The 18465-nt window shown below is 44.2% G+C and carries 14 protein-coding genes; 1 reads left to right on the forward strand and 13 read right to left on the reverse strand.

Annotation, left to right across the window (positions count from 1 at the left end; all coding sequences use genetic code 11):
- Positions 1–5 precede the first annotated feature (5 nt).
- From ACQKMP_RS06755 to alaS, 12 genes are all read right to left on the reverse strand, one after another.
- On the reverse strand, positions 6–1070 hold the full coding sequence (locus tag ACQKMP_RS06755) for a LacI family DNA-binding transcriptional regulator (RefSeq protein WP_042186092.1): 1065 nt from the start codon (positions 1068–1070) through the stop codon (positions 6–8).
- Between the two features lie 45 nt (positions 1071–1115).
- Complete coding sequence (locus ACQKMP_RS06760) at positions 1116–2423, reverse strand: ABC transporter substrate-binding protein (RefSeq protein WP_427469046.1); 1308 nt, start codon at positions 2421–2423, stop codon at positions 1116–1118.
- Positions 2424–2445: 22 nt separating this feature from the next.
- Entirely contained in the window at positions 2446–4326 is a 1881-nt protein-coding gene (locus ACQKMP_RS06765) for a sensor histidine kinase (protein ID WP_340968204.1), read from the reverse strand.
- Between the two features lie 163 nt (positions 4327–4489).
- Positions 4490–6667: a methyl-accepting chemotaxis protein gene (locus ACQKMP_RS06770; protein WP_427469047.1), complete on the reverse strand. Its 2178-nt coding sequence runs from the start codon at positions 6665–6667 to the stop codon at positions 4490–4492.
- Between the two features lie 316 nt (positions 6668–6983).
- Positions 6984–8315, reverse strand: a complete 1332-nt coding sequence (locus ACQKMP_RS06775) for a peptidase U32 family protein (RefSeq protein ID WP_427469048.1) — start codon at positions 8313–8315, stop codon at positions 6984–6986.
- 97 nt (positions 8316–8412) lie between these two features.
- Positions 8413–9345, reverse strand: a complete 933-nt coding sequence (locus tag ACQKMP_RS06780; protein ID WP_427469049.1) for a peptidase U32 family protein — start codon at positions 9343–9345, stop codon at positions 8413–8415.
- A gap of 56 nt (positions 9346–9401) precedes the next feature.
- Positions 9402–10451 carry an endolytic transglycosylase MltG gene (mltG, locus tag ACQKMP_RS06785; protein WP_339316583.1) on the reverse strand — a complete coding sequence of 350 codons (1050 nt, stop codon included), beginning with the start codon at positions 10449–10451 and terminating at the stop codon, positions 9402–9404.
- 178 nt (positions 10452–10629) lie between these two features.
- A complete protein-coding gene (locus ACQKMP_RS06790) occupies positions 10630–10938 on the reverse strand; it encodes a DUF1292 domain-containing protein (protein ID WP_076300046.1) in 309 nt (102 codons plus the stop codon).
- Positions 10931–11239 (reverse strand): DUF1292 domain-containing protein, encoded by a 309-nt coding sequence (locus tag ACQKMP_RS06795; protein WP_038569507.1) that lies wholly within the window; start codon positions 11237–11239, stop codon positions 10931–10933. The genes ACQKMP_RS06790 and ACQKMP_RS06795 overlap by 8 nt, the downstream gene beginning before the upstream one ends.
- Positions 11240–11252: 13 nt before the next feature.
- On the reverse strand, positions 11253–11669 hold the full coding sequence (ruvX, locus tag ACQKMP_RS06800) for a Holliday junction resolvase RuvX (RefSeq protein WP_042193474.1): 417 nt from the start codon (positions 11667–11669) through the stop codon (positions 11253–11255).
- A complete protein-coding gene (locus ACQKMP_RS06805) occupies positions 11669–11944 on the reverse strand; it encodes an IreB family regulatory phosphoprotein (RefSeq protein ID WP_042125473.1) in 276 nt (91 codons plus the stop codon). The genes ruvX and ACQKMP_RS06805 overlap by 1 nt, the downstream gene beginning before the upstream one ends.
- A 316-nt stretch (positions 11945–12260) precedes the next feature.
- Complete coding sequence (alaS, locus tag ACQKMP_RS06810; protein ID WP_427469050.1) at positions 12261–14894, reverse strand: alanine--tRNA ligase; 2634 nt, start codon at positions 14892–14894, stop codon at positions 12261–12263.
- A gap of 567 nt (positions 14895–15461) precedes the next feature.
- On the opposite strand from alaS, the gene ACQKMP_RS06815 reads away from it, so the two are divergent.
- On the forward strand, positions 15462–16325 hold the full coding sequence (locus ACQKMP_RS06815) for a CPBP family intramembrane glutamic endopeptidase (protein WP_427469051.1): 864 nt from the start codon (positions 15462–15464) through the stop codon (positions 16323–16325).
- Positions 16326–16535: 210 nt separating this feature from the next.
- On the opposite strand, the gene ACQKMP_RS06820 is transcribed toward ACQKMP_RS06815, so the two are convergent.
- Positions 16536–17921 (reverse strand): MATE family efflux transporter, encoded by a 1386-nt coding sequence (locus ACQKMP_RS06820; RefSeq protein WP_427469052.1) that lies wholly within the window; start codon positions 17919–17921, stop codon positions 16536–16538.
- Positions 17922–18465 lie beyond the last annotated feature (544 nt).

The raw sequence follows: 18465 nt of genomic DNA on the forward strand, positions 1-18465 counted from the left end.
GATTTCTAGTCTCTCGGTATATCCACAGAATCACGATGCACTATGTCTGCTGCAATCAGGATCTTCTCCAGTGGTGCAGAGGGATGCCCAATCCGACTTAGCAGTTTCTCCACTGCCGCCCGGCCCATCGCTTCTTTAGGGACATGTACAGTAGTAAGCGGCGGAACGCCTCTTGAGGCATCCTCAATATTATCAAAGCCCGTGACCGAGATATCCCCTGGAATATTAAGACCTTCTGCCTTCAGGATATCACTGACCGTAAGTGCTGTTTTGTCATTGGCGCAGACCAAGGCGGTTGGGAGTGTCTTAGCTTTTTTCCGCTTCATCACCCAATTTTTAAAATCCTCTTGGAATACATCTTCCTCCACCCCTTCTAAAAAGAGATTCGCATCATCTTCCAAAGGCAGTCTTATCCCACTCTCCTCCAGCGCACTCCGGAAGCCAATCCACCGATCCCGAAAACTGCGTGAAAATCCAATATTCCCGATAAAATGCATTTGTGTATGGCCTGTCCCCATCAAATGATTAGTAAGTCGAGCCATGGAATCCACATTGTTCGCGAATACAGTATCACTTGGAATTAATGGATCTTCATGGTCAATCAACACCATCGGCAGACCGATGCGATGTACCTCAAGTAGTAAAGAAGTGGAGATTTCGCCCACACCTACCAAACCAAGAATCCCGCTTGGGTTCAAGATATTCACGAAATTATCCGCACGATTCTCAGAGATGATCACCATTCCAAGTCCTTCTTGATCCAGCGCAAGGGCAATACCGTCCACAATTTTCCCCCAATACAAGGAATCCTGAGTTTGCGAGCGGATATTCGGCATTAATACAAGCACAGATTGCTTATTCCGATCACTCCCCCCTACCGGAGGAGTCCGTTTGACACCTTGGACAAAAGCATTTTTTTGCGTAAAATAGCCTAACTGCGATGCCGCTTGAATCACTCGTTCTCTGGTCGTCTCATTAACGCCAGCTTTACCAGATAGTGACTTGGAGACAACAAATTTGGATACACCGAGATGATCAGCTATTTTCTGCATGGTGACCTTTTTAGCCATATTAAAACCTCCAGAGATTGTAATAAAATTAATATTAAACTAAAGTTAAGGCTGAGAAGTTACCTGTGTAGCTACCCGCGCTTCCGTCCATTTTGCATTTAATTCGTCAAAAGACTTTTGTAAATCAGGCGCAGCAAGTAACTCTTGAATATAATCTCCGGACCAAAAGGACAGCTTAGCTCCATTTGCCAGATCGATGAACGCATCACTTTGTACCGTGCCATAAACCAGCTTAGGTTCATAAGATAAAAATTCACGGTACTGCGGCAAAAAAGGGTTCAGACTACCATCAGCAGGAAGGAATCCCCAATCATCTGAATACGAAGTCTCTTTTACAAAAAAATTCAACCAAGCCATAGCAAGCTCTTTATTCTTACTGTATTTGCTAACACCCACGAACCAGTCCGGATTGATCGGTGCATAGTGAGTACTGCTATTATCATAAGGAAATGGGAAGAATCCGATATCATCTGGTGAAGCCCCCACATCAAGCACTTGACCAACCGCCCAATTTCCAAGTAAATACATGCCAGCTTGACCTTTAGCGAGTCTAGTCTTAGAGATCTCCCAATTGTTCGAGAAGAGTTCATTCTCTACATAACCTTTAGCAATTAAGGTTCGAGCAATGGAAATGGATTTCCCCCACTCATTATCAAGCTGCCATGGACTATCCTCATTTACCATATTATTTAGATACTCAGGGTTGCCTGTCATATAATTGACCAGACTATTTCCCCATTCACGCAGTGGCCAGACGGCTCCATAATTCATATACAGCGGGATAATTCCAGCCTCTTTTAATTTAGCGCAAGCTTCGTAGAATTGATCCAGTGTCTGTGGAACTGCGGTAATTCCTGCTTTTTCGAAGGACCTTTTATTATAGACAATCCCTACCGTGGTAGTTCCCGTAGATAGCCCATATCGCTTACCATCATAAGTAGCAAAAGAAGTGAAGCGCTCACTAGCCGAAGTTTCTTCATCCAACGGTTCGAAAAAATAATCCAGTTCCTTTGATGGTAGATTCACAGGAAGCAAAAGTACATCTCCGGCGTCCTTGGTGGACAGTCTTACCAGAATGTCCGTTGCGTAATTGGATAAACCTTCAAATTCAACATTCGCTTCGGGGTACTTTTGCTTAAATTGGTCTGCGTACCCTTGAAAGGTTCCGTTCTCAATCAGATCTATTCGATTGGTCATCATGACTATGGTGCCGGATAAGTCAGACTTCACCTCGTTTCCAACTAGAGGCACTGTAGATTCCGTCTGCTTGGTGTTGTTCTCACAGCCACTAATCGATAACAAAATGAGAAGCAGCAGTATGGTACGCGTAGTCCAGTGTAATCTCATCCCCATCAACGGACAGCCTCCTCTTATTTCAGTCAGATAATCTAATCATTTCCGGTTCCAGCAACGGCAGTGACAAAATAACATCCGTCCCTTGTCCAAGCTCACTATATACCTCAATTCCAAAAGCCGCTCCATAATGAAGGCGCACTCGCTGCTGTATATTTTTCATACCAATGCCCCCATTGATACTTTTCTTAGGAGGACTTTCTTTCTGCAGCCCATCGTTCAATCTCTCCAAAGTGATCTTATCCATTCCACAGCCATCGTCCTTAATATGAAAGAACAGCATTTGCTCAGTCATCTCACAACGGATACTTAAATGCATTTGTGGTTTATTATCATCCAAGCCATGATAAGCAGCATTCTCTATGATCGGCTGGAAGACCAGCTTGATAATAGAGTAATTATCTAACTCCTTCGGTACGTCGATCTCGAGTACAAAACGATTAGGGTAGCGACAGTTCAGCAGCTCAACATAATTGCGTACATATCCAAGCTCTTGCTTCATTGTCGTTTTGCCGCTCAAATCACTTGTACTATATCGTAGCAGTTTACCTAAAATTGAGATCATGTCCGCAGCTTCAATATCATCATTGAGCTCAGCGGTCATTCGGATCGACTCCAGCGTATTATAGATAAAATGAGGATTAATCTGACTCTGCAGTGCGTGAAGCTCCGCTTCCTTCTTCTGTTCTTCAATTCGGTAGATATCCTGAATTAACTGCCTGATCCGAGCCAACATTCGATTAAACTGATGCCCGAGCAGACCAATCTCGTCACGCCGTCTAACCCTAAACATCACATCTAGATCGCCGCCCTGAACCTTTTTCATCAGTTGAATCATCTGCGATAGTGATTTAGTGAGTGCAAAGGAAAGGATAATGGAGATAATTAACGCAAGTACAATGATACTTAATGTAGCAGCGAGCGTTGTATTACGGGTTACCTTCACATCCCGCATTAGCACATCTACAGGAATCGAAATAATGGCCTTCCAATTGGTCTTGCTAGAGCTTGAGTAAATATTTAGAAAATCTTTTCCGTTGACTGTATCATAGAAACTCCCGGATTTCCCATCGACCCTTTTGAATAGCTCTGAATCAGATACATCCGTGGCAAGAAGTTTTTTATCACTGTCGTACACGACCATCCCCATCTCATCAACGATCAAAGATTTGCCATGTGTTACTTTATCCAGCTCCGTAACCCGATTCTCCAAATTGCTAATATTTGCTTCAACCGCGATCAGCCCAATCGGATTTAACAAACCATCCACGATTTTGCGAACAACGGTAAAAGCATATCGAGTGCTCTGCAAATTACTCGTAAATGATTGGGTACCAAACAAAAGGGCCTCTCCGCTGGAATCCTTCGTCTGCTGACTCCAGTACTTATAGCTTTGATCGAGGTCGAGCCGTACTCCACCATCCTTGGCAGAATAATAACCATTCCCATGCGCGTCAAAAATATAAACCGTGTTCGCGCCTCGCTTAATATTGTTAATAAATGAAATGTTGCCTTCTATGCCCCGCTGAATGGACAACAGTAAATCAAAATCTCCGGGTAACAATGTAGCACTGCCTGATTCGCCACCCATGATCTCTTTCTGCTCATGATAGTGGTTCGAACGAATTAAATTTTGTTTAATATCGTTCACATAGGCTGGCATAGATGAAATACGCTTCATATCTTCGATATAATCATCTACTCCATCCATCATTTGATCGATTAGCTTCTCAGAATAAGCAATGGTGTTGCCCTGAATAGATTCTGAATAACTCTTATAAGTAAACACACTAATAAAGGTAAGCGGAAGGGTAATAATTATTAAAAAGACGAGGAGCAGCTTGCGTTCCATACTCATGTCCCCGATAACGGACCACCAGCCAAAGATGCGTTTACCTTTCATACGGTCCTTCTCCTTAACCCTTTTTTACCTAACTTGTTATTATTATTTACCTAACAAAATTATTATACGGGGAAGTCCTTCTTTACACAATAACAAAACCGCTTCCTCATAACGAAGAAGCGGTTTTGTTATGTAAATCATAAAAAATTAGTTAGGGACCCACTTATTTTATCGTGAATAATGACAGTTTGTCCTTTAACTGTCCTGAAGCACTTTCCAGCTTACCTGACAATGAAACGAGTTGATCACTTACACTTTGCTGTTCATTACTGAGTGAAGCCACTTCTTCGGAAGTCGCTGATGATTGCTCAGCTACAGCACTTACGTTACCCATTGCTTCCGACAACACAACCTGTGAATGATTCAAGCTACTGATCGCTGTTGTCACCGATTCCAGACTAGTAATGAACTCATCCATCTGTCCTTTTACGGATACAAAGATATCGCTCGTGCTCTTCACTGCGCTTATTTGCTCTTTAAAGAGAGGTGCCACTTCAGATAATACAGCTTCCGTTTCGTTCATTTCCGTTATGATCTTGTCGGTGATCCCAGCAACAAGAGCAATAGACTGCTTCGATTGGTCGGCAAGCTGTCTTACCTCACCTGCTACCACCATAAAGCCCTTGCCAGCTTCGCCTGCACGTGCGGCTTCTATCGTCGCATTCAATGATAAAATATTCGTCTGTTGTGTGATACTCTTCATCACATCCAGCACCTTAATCACTGAGAATACTGTTTCTTTCAAATTGTTAACACGTTCTACAAGCGCACCTGTCTTTTCCCCAGTACGGCTAGTCTGATCCAGTAAATCCGTTAATTGCTTGGCACCTTGAGCACTAGCTTCTCCAACCCCGCGTGCTGCCTCATCCATCTCACTGTTGGCACTAATCACGGTCTGCATTTGCGTAGCTATCACATCTGTAAGCTCATTACCACGTTCAGCTTCAAGTGCCAGACTGCCTGCTCCTCCAGCAATTTCTTCCGTAGCGGCTGCGATTTCCTTCGCGGAAATAGCAGTCTTACGCGAAGCTTCTCCAAGCTCGCCAGCGGTCTCTAGCACATCTCGAGCAGTTTCTCTAGTTTGCGATACAAGCTCAGTAATACGCTCCATCATCAAGTTAAAGGAGGCTGATAGTTGTCCAATCTCATCCTTAGACACATATTCTGTACGTACACTTAAATCTCCGCTTGCACCTTGAACCATAAGATCCTTCAATCGTGCCAGAGGGCGAGCAATCATACGAACCATCCAAATCCCGATCAATATTGCAAGCAGTGCTGCGCCAGCAGCTGTAATAAACGTCGTCAACAGAATCGGACGGGCTTCCTTCACTAGCTCGTCTGTAGGTACTACGCCTGATAGCTTCCAATCCGCCCGTATCATCGGATTAAATACCGCCAGAATTTCTTTTCCGTTTGGATCTTTAGCTTCTAGGCTATTATTATTTTTCTTACTCTCTTTGATAAAAGAAAACTCGGATGGCTTTCCATCGTCTATCGAATTAGAAGAAGCTACAACTGTACCTTCAGGAGATACTAGTTGAATACGGGAGCCATCTCCCAGCTTCACACTTGCAAAAGATTCCTCCAGCAGTGTGTTTTTCAACACAAGCATGATTATGTATCCTTTTTCTGATCCCAGATTTTTAAGGGATCTTACCATAGCAATCTCCTTATCTCCATTTCCTTGAATAGAAGTGGAGAACCAAATATTCTTGGCGCCGCCTTTGTCACCGTCCGAATAATATGAATTATATTCTTTGGTGTCGGCTACTAACTTCTTGTACCATTCTTGTTCACGTAATCCGTCAAGACTAATACCAGCACTACCACTTGTAACGATATCCTGCTCAGGTGTCTCTGGAATCAAAGAGACACTGATAATATTAGAATCCGTTGTTGTCTGACTGGACAATTTCTTACTTATTGCACTTGTTGCTTCAAATTTCTCGTAAGCTGTTTGTGCAGTAGACAAAGCCTTCAGATCCGTTTGCATCTGCGCATCAAAATAAAGCTGTAATGCCAAGTTCTCGTACTGTTTCAAGGTAATATCCAGCTTCTCAGCAGTCTGAATAATAGTCTGACGATAGGCTTCGGATACATTATTCTTTATCGTTGTTTTCGCCTTCGAATAAGATATAAGTCCAAGTGACATTACTACAATTACAGTGGAACATAGGAATATTAGAAATAACTTCACTCCGACGGATTGGATAGGATTAACTCTCTTGATTTGGCTTCCCCAACCCAACATCATTTTCTTAGCATCTAACTTTGATGTCTTTCCTGTACCTACTTCATTGCTCTGTACATTTACGGATTTTTTATTGTTCTTCTTCATCTCTCTAACCTTCTCTCTTTATGCTTTTCACTAATACTATCTTGATCAGGATCCCCATCATGATCATCTCCGCTAATATTAGAGGACATATGAAAGCGCTAACTATATTATATATCGGTTTATTAGGCCTTTTTTCTTAGCTTTACTATACTTTTTTTATAACTTTTAACCTATGTATTTTAGACAAAAAAACGCCCTTCGTTCTACCCTCCTTCTTGGATTTATTTGTTAGTTACTAATATATATAACTTATTGTTAGCTTTGTCAAAAGAAAAACAGGGATGCTCTTATAGCAAAGAACATCCCTGTATCTTATTTAAGATTTTCTCTTACGCATCATATCAAAGTATGCTACCGGCTGATCTACCTTCATGCGGACACGTTGCAGAGGATGACGGGCTGCGTCAAGCGGGTTACCTGCTTCATCCCACAATTCCGCTACAGTCTGCTTAAAGAATGTATCATTGGGTCCGAAGAATTCAACTTCCTGCCCTGGCTTGAAGTGATTGCGTTGCTGAATGAGCGCCATTCCACTCTCAGCGTCGTATTCTAGTACAAGTCCGGCAAAATCATAAGGAGCGGCTTTTTCTTCAGGCTCATAGATATGATCTTCATGATCCGGAGTATCATAGAAGAACCCTGTGTTAAGCGGACGATTCGCCGCTTTATTCAGCTCATCCAGCCACTCTTGCTTCAACTCGTATCCTTCCGGATCAACCATGTAAGCATCAATAGCTTTACGATAAGCGTTAACTACAGTAGCTACATAGTGAATCGACTTCATTCGTCCCTCGATCTTGAAGCTGTCAATGCCTACTTCAATGAGTTCAGGGATACTTTCCAGCATGCACAAATCCTTAGATCCCATGGAGAAAGGATTATCTCCTTGCTGATGCTGTGGAATCTGAGTTACACCCGGAAGCAAAGGGGCCGGAGATTGTGCTTCAGCTTGATCTTCTTCAGATACCCAAGTGCCTTCAGGACGCGCATCCTCGAACAAATCATATTTCCAGCGGCAAGACTGACAGCAGCCTCCACGATTGGAGTCACGGTCTGTAAAGTGATTGGATAATACGCATCGACCGGAGTACGAAGAGCACATCGCACCATGGATAAAGCTCTCGATTTCAATGTCAACATGCTTCTTAATCTCAGCGATCTCTTCCAGGCTTGTCTCACGTCCGAGTACTACACGTGGCAGACCCTCTTCTTTCCAGAAGGATACCGCTTGCCAGTTCAGTGTAGACTGCTGAGTACTCAAATGTACCTCTAATCCAGGAACTAAACGGCGTGCTGTATCTACAATGACCGGATCAGCAACTATAATAGCCGCAATGCCAACTTCATATAAGTTACGCAGATATTCTTCAATCCCTGCGACATCTTCATTGTGAGCATAAATGTTCGTTGCAACAAATACCTTAGCGCCGTATTTCTTGGCGAATTCAACACCTTCACGCATTTCCTCAAAGCTGAAATTGTCTGCTCCTGAACGCAAACCGTATTTCTGCCCTCCGATATAAACAGCATCCGCACCATAGTGTACTGCGAATTTTAATTTTTCCAAATTACCGGCCGGAGCTAGGAGCTCCGGTTTGTCCAGACGGTAACGTTTGCCCTTGTATTGCGGCTTTGTCATGGTTCCCATTCCTGTTCTCCCCTCCATCGCCCCACAAAGTGATGTCTATGCATGCTTACTGCACCTAGTCTTTGCGGGGAACTAAAAAACTCTCATTAAATTAAACTTAATATACTTGCTCTTTATAGAAAAATCCGAAGCTTAGCTCCCGTTCTGGATCCTGCAACGTTCTGATAGCTTCCATCCAATCCTCTTGGAAAGAATATGCTTCTGGATCAGCTACGTAGAGATCAATAGCTCTGCGATAAGTCTTAACAACCGCCACATTATACACTGTTGATTTCAACAATCCTTCAATCTTAAAACTCTGTACGCCTGCAGCCATAAGGATATGAAGATCCTCCAAAATACAAATATCTTCCGAACTCATAATATGTGTACCGTTCTCGTCTTCATAGATTGGGAACTTTTGGTCATCTCGTTCTGCCTCGATTAAAAATAGACCACGTTCCTTACCAAGACTGCCGCCCTCGCTTGGACGTCCTTGATGTGACATATAGCTTTCTACAAGCTTACGCTTGGAATGGTATATATTGGTCATGCCGTGAACCTGAACCTGTGCCTCTACCTCTAAAAGCGGAACCATTTCCGTCATTTCATCCATATTCAGCTCACGGGCAAGAACGACGCGAGTAGCACCTTTACGCCCCCAATAATTCGCGGTTGCGTAATTGGTAGAGGTCATTTCCGCATTCCAATGCAGATTCATGCCCGGTGCTTCCTTCTTCACTGTGGTTAACACAGCAGGATCACCGAACTCAACACCGTCAACACCAAGTTCACCTATAGCCTTCACATAGGCAGGGAGCTCTTCGAGAAGAAGGTTGGACATAAGTCCACCTAGTCCAGCATATACTTTGCAGCCACGCGCATGTGCCATTTCTACAACAGCAGCTGTATCCTCCAGAGAAAAATGTCCGGCAAGACGCATGCCAAAACGGTCATCCCCGATGAGCAATGCATCTGCTCCGGCATCCAGCAAAGCAGCAGCTTCCTCTAAGGATGCTGCTGTCGCCAGCAATTCCGGTTTGTTAATCATGTTGTACCTCCTACTTGTACAGTTATTTCAACCGCACCACTCTTCATTTTAATATTTTATTTCGATTCTTGCTTACTTTTTTCGATATTGGCTAAATGTTCCTTGTAGGTCTTAGCAAACAAATGGCCCTGTGTACCATCTTTCTTAGTCACATAGAAGTAGTATTCAGATGCCTCAGGTTCAAGTGCCGCCTGAATGGAGGCCAGCCCTGGATTACTAATAGGTCCCGGAGGAAGCCCAATATTTCTATACGTATTATAAGGACTGTCAACTTCCAAATCTTTATATAACAGTCTTTCCTTCTGTTTGTCGAGCAAATATTGAACCGTAGCATCAATCTCCAGCTTCTGCTCTTTCTTTAAGCGGTTATAAATCACGCCAGCAACTAGTGGTCGTTCACTATCTACCACAACCTCACGCTCGACTAACGAGGCCACTGTCAACAGCTCATGAAGTGTCATTCCACGTGCTTCTAGCTTTTGCTTCCAATTCGGAATCGTGTCCAGTTTCTTCTGGAACTGATCCAATAATGCCTCTACAACTTCCTGCGGCGTACTATCCTTGGCTAGTTCATACGTTTCAGGAAACAAATACCCTTCAAGCCGATGACGAAGGTTCTTATTCTGCGGGATACCTAGAACATCAATTCCCTTCAAGCCCGCACCGGTATCCATTATTTCGAGAAAAATAGCAGCATCCTGATTCCAAGCCTCAGCAAGCTTCTTGGCAATCTGCTCAGCAGTATATCCTTCCGGAATCGTAAAAGTTACGGTCTCTTCCTTTACAACATCACCCGCATTTAACCTCTCGATGAGCTCGTCATAGGTGTCTCCTGGACTTGCAACATAAGTACCAGCTTTGAAGCTGGAACCTTCTTTGGTCCATTTCAAATATCCCTTAAAAAACAGACTGTTCCGAATAATGCCATTTTGTTCGAGCAGATCAGCAATTTCAGCGCTGCCCATGCCCTTCTCTATCGTAAATGTTACGGCGGGTCCTGCAGGTTCTACCGGCTGCATCCCGTTCCAAATGTACCAAGCGCCTCCGCCTCCTGCTGCTACCAGCAAAAGAATAACAATAAGCACAGTACGGATTGCGGATTTCAAGTCAGGTTCCTCACTTTCCGACTATAAAGTATAAAAGTGTACTACTAAAAATTCAATACATATATTTCATGATCATGATTGTTGTTTTAATTATATTGATCGTATTCCAAGCAAAAAGAGCGCGGAATTCTCCGCCCTCTTCCGTACTCATCATAAATGTAACGTACATGTTTAAAGTTTATTCTGCATCGTCCACTGGAAAAGTCATCTCATCATATAGCTCAGAGATGTCTTCCCACTCTTCATCGTCCACGATGTTCTCTAGTTCCGGAAGTCCGTTAGGAGAGACAACGATACGCAGAATTTCATATTCCACGTCTTTACCGGTGCCTTTCAGCACCGCATAGCCAATACCACCGACTTCAAATTCGGCGATAATATCGTAAATGGAAGACTTGCCCTGCTCATCTTCCAGTTCTACTGTTTCTCCATAGGCTTCCTTAAGCCGCGAAGTCCATACCGCTTGATCAGCGGATACATCAGTCATTCTCAGATCCTCCGTCCAACTCGTCAACCAGTGTGTTGAAAGTCTCTTCGACAATCGCCCACTCCTCGTCATTATCGATCATGAACAATTGAAGATCGTCGCCTTCTTCCACATAACGGAACGCATAAACCTCATCGGTTTCCTCGTCCTCGGAATCAAGCGGAACCACCATCATGTACTTAGCGTCCGAGCCATCAACCTCAAACTTCATAATGACCTCGAATTCCTCTTCATTACCTTCCTCATCAGGAATATAGATAATTTCCGGTTCTTCCTCTTGGCCAATCTGTTCGTTTGTCATATCCTCGCACCCCTCACCTTTTACTGTTAGCATCCAAAAAATTTTGCAAAATCAGGGCTGCAGCCATTTTGTCCACAATCCCTTTGCGTTTCTTCCGGCTGACGTCCCCTTCAATCAGCACCCGCTCTGCGGATACCGTCGTCAGACGCTCATCCCAAAGGTGTACGGGCATTGCAAATTGCTCCCGTAGCTTGTCAGCGAACTCTATGCAGATTTCGCCCCGGGGTCCTACTGAGCCGTTCATATTCTTCGGTAGACCAACTACAATCTCTCCAATTTCGTGCTCCGTAACAAGTTCACGAATACGTTCGAACTCATTACCAGTACCGCGGCGCTCAATCGTTTCAAGAGCTTGTGCCGTCCATCCAAAAACATCGCTTGTGGCTACACCGATTCTACGGTCGCCGTAATCCAATCCTAACTTCTTCATCATCTGGGATTATCCACCTTGTGATTGACGAGGTAGAATCTAACCAGCTCTTCAATCAGCTCATCACGTTCTTTTCTCCGGACCAAACTTCTCGCATTGTTATGACGCGGAATGTAAGCTGGGTCTCCGGAAAGTAGATACCCTACGATCTGATTGATCGGATGATACTCTTTCTCCACCAGTGCATCGTATACAGCGAGCAATATTTCCTGGGGAGAAGCTTCCTTTTCGTCGCCCTTCACATTGAATTTGACCGTTTTGTCCATGGAGTCCATTTGTGACACCTTCCTTCTGCAAAATCACCCTAAAAGGGCGGCTTCGCAAAGTTGCTACTGTGCAGCTCACTTGCTTCCTTTATCATAACATATTCATAGCCCAACGAGGAAATCCTGCGCGTGGAATAACGCTTTTTTTGGCATTTCCTCTACAAAAATAATGATATTTTTGGCTTTTAAGCTATTGTCAAGCACAACTATTCATGAAAATCTAACCACCTGTTAATAAAGAGTAGCGGTACTGATGTCAAACTCTCAGTACCGCTATGTTTTTTCGTAATACGTTTAAATTAAGAAATAGTTTCGTAATTTTTATTTATGCTAGGGAAGCCACTAATTCTTCTGCTTTAGCCAGTGCCTCGCCAAGCTTGGAGGCATCTTTACCACCAGCTTGTGCCATATCTGGACGTCCGCCACCGCCGCCACCGCATACTGCTGCGACTTCTTTAACGATCTTACCAGCGTGGAAGCCCTTCTTCACCAGATCCTGTGGTACAGCCACAACAAAGTTCACCTTATCGTCCATGGCAGCACCCAGAACAAGTACAGCATCCGGGAGCTTGGATTTCAATTCATCTGCAGTAGAACGCAGTGCGTCCATATTTCCTGCTTGAACAGCAACAGCAAGAAGCTGTGTACCTGCACCAACCGTCTTCACACTGCTTGTTAGTTCAGCGGCAAATGTTGCGCTCAGCTTAGATTGCAAGGATTCATTCTCACGCGAAAGCTCACGCACTTGGTTATGCAATGCTTCAATCCGTTTTGGAACGTCGTTCAGAGAAGACTTCAGTAGACCCGCAGATTGCTTGAGCAAATCCAGTTGGCTCTCAGTGAACTGATAAGCGTAACGTCCAGTCACTGCTTCGATACGGCGCACTCCGGAACCAATACCACTTTCGCTAAGCAGCTTGAAAATTCCAATTTGAGACGTGTTGGATACATGGCATCCACCACAAAGCTCAAGGCTGTAATCGCCGACTTGAACGACACGGACAATATTGCCATATTTTTCACCAAATAATGCCATGGCGCCCATAGCCTTAGCTTCGTCAATTGGCTTGTTCTCAATGACTACATCAAGGCCACGCCAAATTTGTGCATTCACACGATGCTCAATGTCGCTTAGTTCTTCCGGTGTAATCGCTCCGAAGTGGGAGAAGTCAAACCGTAAACGAGCACCTTCTACTAGAGATCCTGCTTGGTTGACATGACCACCAAGAACCTCTTTGAGCGCTTTATGCAGTAGATGAGTAGCTGTATGGTTCTTCACGATATCTTCACGCTGTGCACGATCCACTTCAGCGCGAACCGATTCGCCTACTTTCAATTCTCCAGCTTCGACAGTTACCAAATGTACATGTTGACCATGTGGAGCCTTGAACAATCCTTTTACCTTAGCTGTAACTGAACCGCCAGTAAGCAGACCTGTGTCACTCACTTGTCCACCACTTTCAGCATAGAACGGTGTTGCCTCAAGAATTACTTGGCACTCTACGCCTTCGCCAGCGGTATCGACCAATTCATCACCCACAACAATAGCCATAATTTTCGACTCTGTTACCGAGTCATTATATCCAACAAATTCACTTTTAACCGTCAGATCCGCTAATGCGCCACCTTGGATCTTCATGCTGCCACCGTCATGACGTGCAGCTCTTGCACGATCACGCTGTTCTTGCATGGCGGCATCGAAGCCTTCACGGTCTACAGTTAATCCTTGCTCTGCTGCGAAATCTTCAGTCAGGTCAAATGGGAATCCGTAAGTGTCATATAGCTTAAATGCATCAGCGCCAGCAATCGTGCTGTGCCCATCTGCTTTTGCTTTAGCGCTGATCTCACCCAAGATGGCCAATCCATCAGACAATGTCTCATGGAAACGTTCTTCTTCTGTACGGATAATCTTGGCGATATATTCCCGATTCTCGACAACAGATGGATAATATACACCCATAATCTCACCAACGGTTTCCGTCAACTCATGCAGGAACGGACGATCCAGACCCAGGGTCTTTCCGTAACGAACAGCACGGCGTAGCAAACGGCGGATAATATAACCACGACCTTCATTAGAAGGAAGTACTCCATCCCCTACGGCAAAAGTAACGGTACGCACATGGTCAGCGATAACTTTAAGCGCGATATCCTGCTCAACATTATCTTTATATGTTACACCAGCAAGCTCAGCTGTTTTTTGAATAATCGGTTGGAACAAATCGGTATCGAAGTTGGAATCTACATCTTGAAGAATGGATGCAAAACGCTCCAGTCCAGCACCGGTATCAATGTTCTTGTTCGGAAGCGGCGTATAGCTGCCATCCTTGTTATGGTTGAATTGTGAGAACACAAGGTTCCATACTTCGAGCCAACGTTCGTTTTCTCCACCTGGATACATTTCTGGATCGCTCATGTCGCTGCCATAAGCTTCGCCGCGGTCATAAAAGATTTCCGAACAAGGACCACAAGGGCCTTCGCCGATATCCCAGAAGTTCTCATCTCCCAACTTAATGATGCGTTCTGCTGGTAAGCCCACTTTTTCATTCCACAGCTTGAATGCCTCTTCATCCTCAGCATACACAGTTACGGAAATACGTTCTGGATCGAAGCCGATCCACTCCTTGCCAGTCAAGAATTCCCAAGCCCATGTGATAGCTTCTTCTTTGAAATAATCGCCGATAGAGAAGTTACCTAACATTTCGAAGAATGTATGGTGACGGCGTGTCTTCCCTACATTCTCGATATCATTGGTACGAATACATTTCTGCGAGTTCGTCAGGCGCGGATTCTCAGGAATCTCACGGCCATCGAAGTATGCTTTCAGCGGTGCCATACCTGCGTTGATCCACAACAGCGAAGGATCGTTATGCGGTACGAGAGATGCACTAGGTTCAATCTTGTGACCTTTACTTTCAAAAAACTTAAGCCATTTGGAACGAATTTCACTTGCTTTCATTGTTTACAGCTCCCGTCTCATCTTTTTAATTCGGCTCATGCGCCAGATTGTACAAATTTTCTAAAAAATAAAAACAAAAAAACGCCCCTGAATAATTCAGGGACGATTAATATCGCGGTACCACCCTGGTTATCGCCTTGACCCAATTTACGGGAAAGTTAAAGGGCGATCGCCTTGTCGCGGCTGATAACGGGTGCCCCCGGTGAGTTTGTGATCTCACACTCCGAAATTAGCTTTCCACCGGCCTGTCTTCAAGGTTCTCCCAGCCATTACGAAATGTTTTCGTAAAGGAACCTGTTCTCTGATCAAGCCATCCTCCGGCGTACTTCATTTTCATCAACGTTTTATCCGATTTACATTTTAACATTTCAAGTATAGCCAGTGCCCCTTCATCTGTCAATCTGAGTAGGAGTTAAGAATAACGTGAGAATATATGATTTTTGTAATGGTGAACTCGGGCACTTAAAGAATATAGTAAATCTCAGATAACATTTGGAAAATTATGTATTATAAATAGTGCTCTAGAATACGCAATGCTCGGGTAAAACCAAAGGAGGATTACAAATCATGCTGCGCAATAAAGTAACTGAGGAGCTATCGATTGTTAAAGTTCAGCCTACATCAATACGCTTTATCGTCAGTCTCATTTTTATTCATATTCTCTTCACTCTAACGGTTAACCTTGTACTTTTTGCAAATGGAACTTTAAGCGTTATTGCCAAAAGCACAAACGGATGGATCAACGAAACGTTAGCTGCAAATCTGTTCGGTCTTGTGTTAGAAGTGGTTATTTTCTTATGTATAATAGCTAAATTATCGCTGAGGGATTTGGGGTTAAAAAGGAATACATTATTAGCAGGACTTATCGGCACTTTTCTATTTTGGCTCGCAATTAACATTGTTGATTTAGGTATGACATTACTGACTCACTCAAGTTTAACATTCAATAATGATATATTTACGAATTCGAACGTCGTCTTTGGTGCATTCCTGGGTCAGATTTTCGGAAATGCTTTACTGGAAGAAGTCTTGTTTCGGGGCTTTCTGCTAGTTCAAATCTATCTCTTATTAAAAAAAGTCAATAACAATACTTCACGCATTGGTTATGCAATGCTTATCTCACAATCGATCTTTGCCGCTATACATATCCCAAATCGGATCTATTCAGGATTAGCCGGAATGGATTTTGTTTATGATTTTATCGTACTAGTAATTCTAGGGGTCATATTCTCATTACTCTATGTCTTAACCAAGAATCTATTTTTCGTGATTGGCGTCCATTCCTTAATGAATGTTCAGATTATGTTTTGGAATAGTAGTTTTACTCATACAGCAACGTTAATCTGTGTGTTGTTACTGACTTGTCTTTTAATTTGTTTCAAAAGGAAGGAATTCCGAGCGCAGAAATCAGAGGAGGCAGTGCCAAGCTGAATAAATGGAATCGGAGAATTTTCTAGAATCGCGACTGACCCAATTGTAAACATAATCAGCTAAAGCAAGCAGTCGATAACTAAAACGGAGGGCAGCAATTCTCAAGTAAATATGAGAATCGCTGCCCTGTGCTGTATTTTTACGTTGTTAATATAAAAGAGCTACGTTTCCGTCAGCTGGCGTACGTAGTACGTATCCTTAACAACAATTCTAAATCAGCTTGTGTGCAAACCACTTTTCGCCCCTGAAGCGCCAAAGAAAAATGCCCCCGCGAACGGCCCACTCGCAGTTCATCGCCAGCCAGACACCCATGACGCCGTAGCCCAGTACGATCCCAAGGATGTATCCAAAAATCACCCGAAACAGCCACATCGTCAGCATTGAGGTAATTGAGGTGAAGCGGGAATCTCCTGCTGCCCGCAGTGCGGACGGCAAAATAAAGCTGATGGCCCACAGCGGAACTTGGGCAATGGAATTCACCAGCAGCACCACAAACAGATCATCAATGATCTCGGAAGGTGGGGAAAAAATCGATACCAGCGGGTGGAATAGCGGCATCAGAATCAAGGCGATCAACGCCAAAGAGCCGGACCCGATCCAGAGAAAGGACTTGATGAACTTTCTGGCTTCAGAGACATTCCCCCGCCCGATACATTGGCCGACCACCGTTACAATAGTTAGCGACAGCGCGCTGGCTGGAATTTGAAACACCAGAGCCAGCGAGCCGGCAATGGCATTGGTCGCTATGGCATAAGTGCCTAGGCTGACAATAAACACCTGAGTGAGCAGTTTCCCCCCGTTGAAGAACATCTGCTCTGCCGCGAACGGCACGCCGATGAACATGATTCTCCGCAGCATGGTCAGAGGGATTCGGAATAGGTCACGAAAACGCACCCGCAGGGCCGTATCCACCTTGAACAGATACACCAGGGCACAAACCATACCAGCATACCGCGCGATATTAATCGCTAGCGTCATCCCCAGCACACCCATGTGCAACAGGTTAATGAAGACCACGTTCAGGATAACATACAGCAGGTTCATGATGAGCGACAGCATCAAAGAAGCCCGTGTCTTGCCCACTCCTCGCAGAGCTCCGCATACCGCCTGAACCACCGCGATGCCCAGATATGAGATGCTGCTGCCGATCAGGTAGATGCGGGCATTGTCCAGCACTTCGGGTGAGGCGGTTCCGAACAAAAGGTTCAATATAGGAGTATGTAAGCCCATCAGCAGCAGACCGATTCCCAAAGCGATCAGCGACACCGAAGCGACCGAAGCCGCCGTAGCCTGGGACACCATCCGGTCGTTTCCGCTCCCTTTATACTGCGCGACTACCACTGTCCCCCCGGTTGCAACCGCCACGAACACATTGATCAGAAAAATATTCAGCGAATCCACCATATTCACTGCACTGACCGCCGCCATCCCGGACGAGCTGATCATTGCGGTATTTACCAGATTAAGTCCAATAATGAAGGCCTGGTCAATCAGAATTGGAATAAATAAAGCTATAATTTGCCGATAATCCATCCCCTCCCCAGAAAGATATTTCTCCAGCAATCTTTTCTTCTGAAGACTAGCCCGAAGCTGCATAACATATCACATTCTTTTCTGTAAAATGGAAAAAACTCTTCATCCGAAGAGCTTTTCAACAAATTATACCCATTATACCGTGGGCACTTTACATTCAGTTTACTATAGATACACTTTTAAGTCTTTAATCAGGAGTCAAAAAACAGCAACTACCCTTCACATATTTGGAGAACATAAACTTCATCAGAATTATGCAGCTTCAGACCATAGAATCATTCGTTCATCAAAAGTGTTGGCAAAAGTCTTTAAGCGGATTGCGTTATGCTTGATGATTATGATCGATTTTTGCATTTACGCAAGAAAAACGCCTGACGGCTTCCTTGGAGGTAGAGTAGAGTTACAAGCTGAGTACATCCGTAATTCCATAATCGTATCCATATACACCTTCGTAGTGAGGTTCCGAGAGACGGACCATATTTCACTTATTCCCTAAAACAAGCCCATTCCCGGGTGATTTGGGGCGGATAACGGCGCTGGCTCGCTTACTTTACCGTAGGCACATTGTATTCGGTTTTTCGCATACATTTGGCTCGTTTACGTTACC

Source organism: Paenibacillus sp. NPDC101420, from assembly GCF_050277435.1.
Classification (GTDB): domain Bacteria; phylum Bacillota; class Bacilli; order Paenibacillales; family Paenibacillaceae; genus Paenibacillus_AQ.

Bases quoted from the DNA above. Each gene is read 5' to 3' on its own strand.
- ACQKMP_RS06755 (WP_042186092.1), bottom strand. From the start codon at position 1,070: ATGGCTAAAAAGGTCACCATGCAGAAAATAGCTGATCATCTCGGTGTA.
- ACQKMP_RS06760 (WP_427469046.1), bottom strand. From the start codon at position 2,423: ATGGGGATGAGATTACACTGGACTACGCGTACCATACTGCTGCTTCTC.
- ACQKMP_RS06765 (WP_340968204.1), bottom strand. From the start codon at position 4,326: ATGAAAGGTAAACGCATCTTTGGCTGGTGGTCCGTTATCGGGGACATG.
- ACQKMP_RS06770 (WP_427469047.1), bottom strand. From the start codon at position 6,667: ATGAAGAAGAACAATAAAAAATCCGTAAATGTACAGAGCAATGAAGTA.
- ACQKMP_RS06775 (WP_427469048.1), bottom strand. From the start codon at position 8,315: ATGGGAACCATGACAAAGCCGCAATACAAGGGCAAACGTTACCGTCTG.
- ACQKMP_RS06780 (WP_427469049.1), bottom strand. From the start codon at position 9,345: ATGATTAACAAACCGGAATTGCTGGCGACAGCAGCATCCTTAGAGGAA.
- ACQKMP_RS06790 (WP_076300046.1), bottom strand. From the start codon at position 10,938: ATGACTGATGTATCCGCTGATCAAGCGGTATGGACTTCGCGGCTTAAG.
- ACQKMP_RS06795 (WP_038569507.1), bottom strand. From the start codon at position 11,239: ATGACAAACGAACAGATTGGCCAAGAGGAAGAACCGGAAATTATCTAT.
- ruvX (WP_042193474.1), bottom strand. From the start codon at position 11,669: ATGAAGAAGTTAGGATTGGATTACGGCGACCGTAGAATCGGTGTAGCC.
- ACQKMP_RS06805 (WP_042125473.1), bottom strand. From the start codon at position 11,944: ATGGACTCCATGGACAAAACGGTCAAATTCAATGTGAAGGGCGACGAA.
- alaS (WP_427469050.1), bottom strand. From the start codon at position 14,894: ATGAAAGCAAGTGAAATTCGTTCCAAATGGCTTAAGTTTTTTGAAAGT.
- ACQKMP_RS06815 (WP_427469051.1), top strand. From the start codon at position 15,462: ATGCTGCGCAATAAAGTAACTGAGGAGCTATCGATTGTTAAAGTTCAG.
- ACQKMP_RS06820 (WP_427469052.1), bottom strand. From the start codon at position 17,921: ATGCAGCTTCGGGCTAGTCTTCAGAAGAAAAGATTGCTGGAGAAATAT.